The sequence below is a fragment of the Mycobacterium sp. NGS15 genome (assembly GCF_059813245.1).
Map to the genome: position 1 here is coordinate 674,291 of NZ_JCALEF010000003.1, position 6,390 is coordinate 680,680.

Annotated in this window: 5 protein-coding genes; all 5 read left to right on the forward strand. The window is 63.8% G+C overall.

Annotated elements, in window-relative coordinates:
* The first annotated feature begins 7 nt into the window (after positions 1-7).
* The 5 genes from AC5Y5C_RS11055 to AC5Y5C_RS11075 all read left to right on the forward strand — a co-directional run bounded on the left by AC5Y5C_RS11055 (position 8) and on the right by AC5Y5C_RS11075 (position 6,233).
* Positions 8-1,354, forward strand: coding sequence for an HNH endonuclease signature motif containing protein (locus AC5Y5C_RS11055; RefSeq protein WP_499971751.1), 1,347 nt, complete (start codon positions 8-10; stop codon positions 1,352-1,354).
* A 494-nt stretch (positions 1,355-1,848) separates the two neighbouring features.
* Positions 1,849-3,174, forward strand: coding sequence for a DegT/DnrJ/EryC1/StrS family aminotransferase (locus AC5Y5C_RS11060; RefSeq protein WP_499971755.1), 1,326 nt, complete (start codon positions 1,849-1,851; stop codon positions 3,172-3,174).
* A complete protein-coding gene (locus AC5Y5C_RS11065) occupies positions 3,158-3,982 on the forward strand; it encodes an HAD family hydrolase (RefSeq protein WP_499971756.1) in 825 nt (274 codons plus the stop codon). Before AC5Y5C_RS11060 ends, AC5Y5C_RS11065 begins: the two co-directional genes overlap by 17 nt.
* 2 nt (positions 3,983-3,984) lie before the next feature.
* Positions 3,985-5,079 (forward strand): Gfo/Idh/MocA family protein, encoded by a 1,095-nt coding sequence (locus tag AC5Y5C_RS11070; RefSeq protein ID WP_499971758.1) that lies wholly within the window; start codon positions 3,985-3,987, stop codon positions 5,077-5,079.
* 50 nt (positions 5,080-5,129) lie between these two features.
* Entirely contained in the window at positions 5,130-6,233 is a 1,104-nt protein-coding gene (locus tag AC5Y5C_RS11075) for an MFS transporter (protein ID WP_499971908.1), read from the forward strand.
* Positions 6,234-6,390: the final 157 nt, after the last annotated feature.

Sequence of the window (6,390 nt, forward strand, 5' to 3'; positions counted from 1 at the left end):
CGAATGCATGTTCGAAGCAATAGCCGATGGCGAGCTGATCGACGTGATCACGTCATCCCAGCGCGCGGAGGCGCGGGCCGCCTCGCGTCGGCTCTCGGCAATCGGGGTCATGGTGGATCGTCATGCCGATCCTGACCGAGAGGATCCTCGTGATCGGTTCGCGGTGGACCGTTGGGACGAGGTGGCCGCGCAAGTGGCCGCCGCGCAGGGCATCACGCACGCGCTGGCATCCAGTCAAATGCGTTATGCCTATGTGCTGCGACATCGCTTGCGCGCCGTGGCCGAGCGATTCGCCGCCGGAGACATCGACTTTCGCACCGTCGCGTTGATCATCGGGCGCACAGAACTCCTCGAAGACGACACAGTGGTCGCCGCCGTGGATGCGGCGATCGTGGCAGCCCTGCCCCGGTGGGAGCGCTGGTCGATCAAAAGGATCACGGCAGCCCTGGACGCGCTGATCTACCGCCATGATCGCGATGCGGTACGCCGCACCAAGGCCGCCACCGATGACCGGCATCTCGAAATTCGCCCGCTCGACACCGGCGATCCACTGGCCGAGATCTGGGGTGTGCTGCAGACCCCGCATGCGGTCGCACTGGACAAGCGCCTCAAGCAGCTGGTCCGCACCGTCTGCCCCGCCGATCCGCGCACCACAACTCAGTTGCGTGCCGATGCCATCGGGGCCCTGACACAGGGCTTGGATCGGATGCGTTGCACCTGCGACGATCCCGACTGCACCGGACGCACCATCGCCGACAGCCAGGTCATCGTGCACCTCGTCGCGAATCAGAACACCCTCAAGAACCCCGAATGCCTTGAGCCCGGCCAGGTATCCGGGTTCGGAGTCATCACCGCGACACAAGTACGCCAGATCGCCACCCGGCCCGGCACCCGGATCCGCACCCTGCACGCCAGGGGCACCGACCGCTACCGCCCCACCCACGCCCTGGATACCTACGTGCGCTGCCGCGACCAGCTGTGCCGCTTCCCCGGCTGCTCACATCCGGCAGAGACTGCGGACCTCGACCACAGCATCGCGTACGCCGACGGCGGCCGCACCGAGGCAGACAACCTGAAAGCGTTGTGCCGCAAGCACCACCTACTCAAGACCTTCTGCGGATGGCGCGAGATCCAGGAGCTCGATGGCACCGTCATCTGGAAAGCACCCACCGGCCACACCTACCCCACCACCCCCGCCGGCGGATTGCTGTTCAACAACCTCACTCGAGCCCGCACCCGCACCCAAGACCGCCAACGACGCCACACCGCCGAACGAAACCTCAACCGACAACAGCGACTACAACGCAAGCAAGCACTAGCCGCACACGCCGAGGCCAACCCACCACCTTTCTAACCGGTGAGATAGCGCTCATTGTCGCGGAAATGCTACGGCCAATTACCTATCCTTGCTGCTGTCCTTCCGGGAGCAGCATCAATTGCACCCACCATTCTATATCCCACAGAGTCGCGCTGATCTTGACTAAATCTTGAGGCTTCATACGGGGGGGATTCCTCTCATACGCCCATGTACATAGGGCTTTTACGAGGCGAAGTGGAATCAGGAGACGGCGATCGAATTACTGTGGCGATTTATCACCATCACGGATAGCAGTCATCGGAATAGTGGATGACTGGGAAGTCACTGTGTAAATAGATTAAGCACACGATGAGCAGATTAATGCCACGTTACATAGTCATGATGCGCACGTGAAAGCGGACCCGATATCTATTGACTATTGCGCAATTAAATGACACGTTGCCTATTAGATCCGCCATCCCAGCATCTCGGCGGGGTACCCAAATGTTGACATCATGGTTGATTAACCTGCTTTCTTTCCGGGAGTGTCTATGTCTATTGCCGAATCCACAAATTTCTCGGTACACACGGGACCAGCACCGTCCTCGAGAACCCGCGAGATTGCGCACGCATTGTTCTCTGGCGGCGGAGTAGCCCCTGACCAGGTCCCCGCCGGCCGCGCCTACGCCAGCCTGCGAAACCTGGCCACGCATCCGGGCCTGCGCGGGATCAACGATGTACTCACAGCGGGAACCACCACCGAGACCGTGGATTTCCTGCCGCTGGACAGGCTGGTCAGCGCAGGCGAGCTACCTGCGATTCGCGCGGCAATTGAGAGTGTGCTGCCAACCGGCAAGTTCACCTCCGGACCGCACGTCGACGCGTTCGAGGCCGAGATCGCGACCTACCTCGGGCTCGACCATGTCATCGGAGCCTCCAGCGGCACCGATGCGATGACAGCCGTGCTGCTCGCGCTCGGCGCTGGCCCGGGCACCGAAGTCATCATGCCCGCCAACAGCTTTGCGGCCACCGAGAATGCGGTGTTCCTTACGGGCGCACGGCCCGTGCTGGTTGACACGCGCCCCGACAACTACCTGCTGGACCCCGACCACGTCGAGCCGGCCATCACCAGCCGTACAGTCGTGGTACTTCCGGTACATCTCTATGGCGCCTGCGCCGACATGCGCACATTGACCGAAGTCGCGGCGCGTCATGGAATCCCCGTCGTAGAAGACGCATGCCAGGGCATCGGCCTTGACGGGCTCGGGCACCACAGCGACGCGGCAATACTCAGCTTCAACCCCTACAAGAATCTCGGTGCAGTGGGCAAGGCAGGTGCTGTTGCCACCCGCGATGGCGACCTGGCCGGGCGCGTCGCCGAGCTGCTGTATCACGGCTTCGCGGTCGGCCAAAAGAACGTCAAGGCACGTGGATACGGTCTGAACTCGCGCCTCGACAACCTGCAGGCCGCCGTCCTGCGCGCACGGCTCGACTGGCTTGGCCAGAACAATCTCGCACGCAGCATCCTGGCGCGGCGGTACATCGAGGGCCTGGCCGACCTCGCCGACGACGGCCGCCTTCGGCTGCCTCAGTGGGAGGTCGACCACGTCTGGCACCTGTTTACCGTCGAGGTGACACACCAGAACCGCGACACCGTCACCACAGCACTACGGAGCGCGGGAATCGCAACCGACCTCTACTACCCCGTACTCACTCACAAGCACCAGGCGCCCTCTGCGGCAGCTCTATTCGACGATGTGCGACTGCCACACACGGAGGCAGCACATGCGCGCATGTTCCAGCTTCCCCTCTACCCCGGTCTCACGCTCGCCGAGCAAGACCGTGTGATCGGCGTGCTCCATGACGTCCTCGGTTGACACGCACACGGCACCAGGTTGGTTGGTGCTCTGCGACTTCGATGAGACATTTTTCGCACACGACCCCGCAGCGAGATCGGCGCAAGACCTGGTCGAACTGGCCAAACTCGTCAGCGAGCCGTCCGCAGGGCTGAGGTTCGGGTTCATCACGGGAAGTGCCCCGGCGACGGTGCTGGGTGTCCTTGACGATCTGGCAGCCCCGATACGGCCGGCATTCATCGGCGGAAACCTGGGCACCGACCTGCTCGTCGCGGGCGAGGGGGGATGCCTCGCCGCAGACCCGCGATGGCACGCGAGATTTCCTACACCCGAGGATTTTTCAACTCGCGTAGACCAAGTCCTCGCGGCTGCGCCTGATCTGGATCTCAGACCTCAGTCGACCCATGGGTGCGGTGCCTACAAACGCAACTTCTACCTGCGTGCAGCCGTCGACGATCTCGACGACGACTGTAGGGTCAGCGCGCTGCAACACATTGCCGCCGTCGCGTCACTCGCGGTGAATGTGAACCACTGCAACCCCGCCGCCGGCGACCCCGAGGGATTCCTCGACGTCGACTTCCTGCCGCTCGGCGCCGGAAAACGGGAAATCGCGCTTTTCTTGCAGGCGAGCTGGCAGGTACCGCCCACGCGCACTTTCGCTTTCGGCGACAGCGGTAACGACCTCGGAATGCTCTCGTGTGCCGGGCACGCCTGGCTGGTGTCCAACGCCACCGCCGAAGCACGCCGAGCTCATCCACACATCACCGCCCGGCCTCATGCCGGCGGAATCGTCGACACCATTCGCCACGTTCTATCAAAGGAGCACTAGTTATGTTGAAAGTCGGAATCATCGGTGCGGGCAGCGTCGCCCGTGCGCACGCTCGCGCCGTGAACACGCTCAAATCCGCCGAGCTGGTTGCTGTCCTGGATATTGATGCCCACGCCGCCGAGTCCTTCGCCGACGCCCATGGCGGTGTAGCGGTATCCGACATCGACGCCCTACTCGGGCTCGCCGATGCGGTTGTCGTCGCCTCGCCCAACTTCACACACCGAGATCATTCCCTGGCGGTGCTGCGGGCTGGTCGATCGGTGCTCTGCGAAAAGCCCCTCGCACTGTCGCGGGTCGAGGCGAAAGAGATGGTGGCGGCGGCCGGGGAAATCGCCTCGCCTGCGCTCGTTGGGTTCAATTACCGTCACCTGCCGGTGGTGATAGAGCTGCGCCGCCGGCTGCAGCGCGGTGACCTCGGAGCGATCTGCGCATTGGAGCTCGGTTTCCGGAAAGATTCTGCATACCGGCGCAAAAACCACACCTGGCGCGACAGCGGCAGTTCCAATGGCACGAGCGGTGCACTGGGCGATCTGGGCGTGCACCTGCTCGACCTGCTTACGCACATATCCGGCGGCCGAATTCTCGTCGACGAATGCCAGGCGCGAATCACCACGCACGTCACCAACAAGGGTGAGGACGCGGTTGAGGTCGATGATCACGCCGAGATCTACGGGCGTCTCAGCACCGGAAGTATCTTTACGCTGGTCGCCTCCAAGGCGGCTCCCACGGCAGACTGCGGTTTCTCCATCCGGATCGTCGGCACCAACGCCGTCTTCGACTACCACACGGCAGACCCCGGGCGTTACCGCATTTCATACGGTGCCGACGCCGAAACCGTTGAGCTGGAACGCACCTTGCTATCGGATCCTGCCACCGAGGTGCACGGCTGGTCGGATTCGTTTCGCTCGGAGATCGACCACTGGAGCCGTGTTGCCGCTACCGGAGCAATCGGGGCCAACCGCCATGCCCTCGCGACTTTCGAAGACGGCCTCGCCGCGCAGGAGGTCTTGGAGACACTGCTGCGTGGCAACAATCCGCAGCCGGAACGCCTACCGGTCGAACACAGCGTGCCGAGCCCCGTCACCACCATCCGGTGACGCGGCCCGGCGGTGGCGTTCATCTCGCATCGTGCGGTGCCTACGCCGGAGTGGGCACCGCACATGTGTTCTGGGGCACCATTTCCCCGTATGCACTGCCCGTCGAGTCTGCCAGCCAGACCCTGGCGGCACTTATCGCCGCACAATTCACCGGCTTCTTGATCGGAGTGCTGTCGGCGCCCCGCCTGAGTACAAGGATCGGGGTCGGGCGACACATCACCATCGCACTGGCGCTGTTCGCCGTCGTCCTCTCGGCACCGTTGTGGGTGCTCACTCCCCCAGTTCTGGTGGGCACCAGTGTGGTCCTCGGAATGGCGGCTGGCTCGTTGGAGACGCAGATCGGCGCCCTGGCCCTGGACCCTGCCCGTGGGCCCCGGGCTCTGACCGTGCTTGAAGCGTGCTTCGGGCTCGCGGCGCTGCTGTTTCCGCTATCCGTCTTCCTGCTGGCGCCGATGGTCTCGTGGCGTACGCCGGTAGCCACCGCGGCAGCCGCAATGGCCGTGCTCGCCGTGATCTGGGCACGCACACATGATGCATCGTTGACCACGTCAATCGACTCCCAGCCACCCGCCGAACCGGCCCGTGAGCCAACGCGCCGGGTGCCCACCACCGCCGCGTTCCTATTGCTCGCCTTTGCCGTGGTGTACGCGGGATTTGAAACCAACTTCGCGAATTTCCTGCCGCAGATCGTTGGTTCCCCACACGAGACCGGGGCACGAGTGCTTGCCGTGAGCGGATTCTGGCTCGGCATTACGGTCGGCAGGCTGCTGGCGGTCGGCGTCGCCCACGCCATCGTCGGGCGAAAGTCATTGGCCGGACTCGCCACGGCCCTGACCGCCGTGCTGCTCGGCCTGGCTCACTTCAGTGGCGAACTCGCGACGGCGCTGCCGTGGGTGATAGCAGCGGGGCTGCTGGCGGCCGCGATGTTCCCCGTAGCGCTGACTCTCGCAACACGAATCGGAGGAATTCCCACTCCGATCATGACGAGTTACTTCGTAGCCAGTGCGAGTCTCGGCGGGGCGATGCTGGCGGTCCCCGTCGGCCTCATACTCGATGTGTCCGGATCACACGGCGCGGCGCTGCTATTCGCTGGCGCAGCAGCACTTCTCGTTGTGCTGATAGCGGCACCTATCCGAGCCCCTTCCACCCGGTAACTCACCGTAGGCGGCCCGCACGCCGTTGCACGCATATGCTCGTGAAACAGTTGCGACACGTGTGCCCACGGAGAGGAGAGCCGATGAAGATCCAGGACGAGTACCCGCGCGCTTCCTCTCAGTGGCCCAGTTCGACAGCAGCACACTCGCGGCAGCG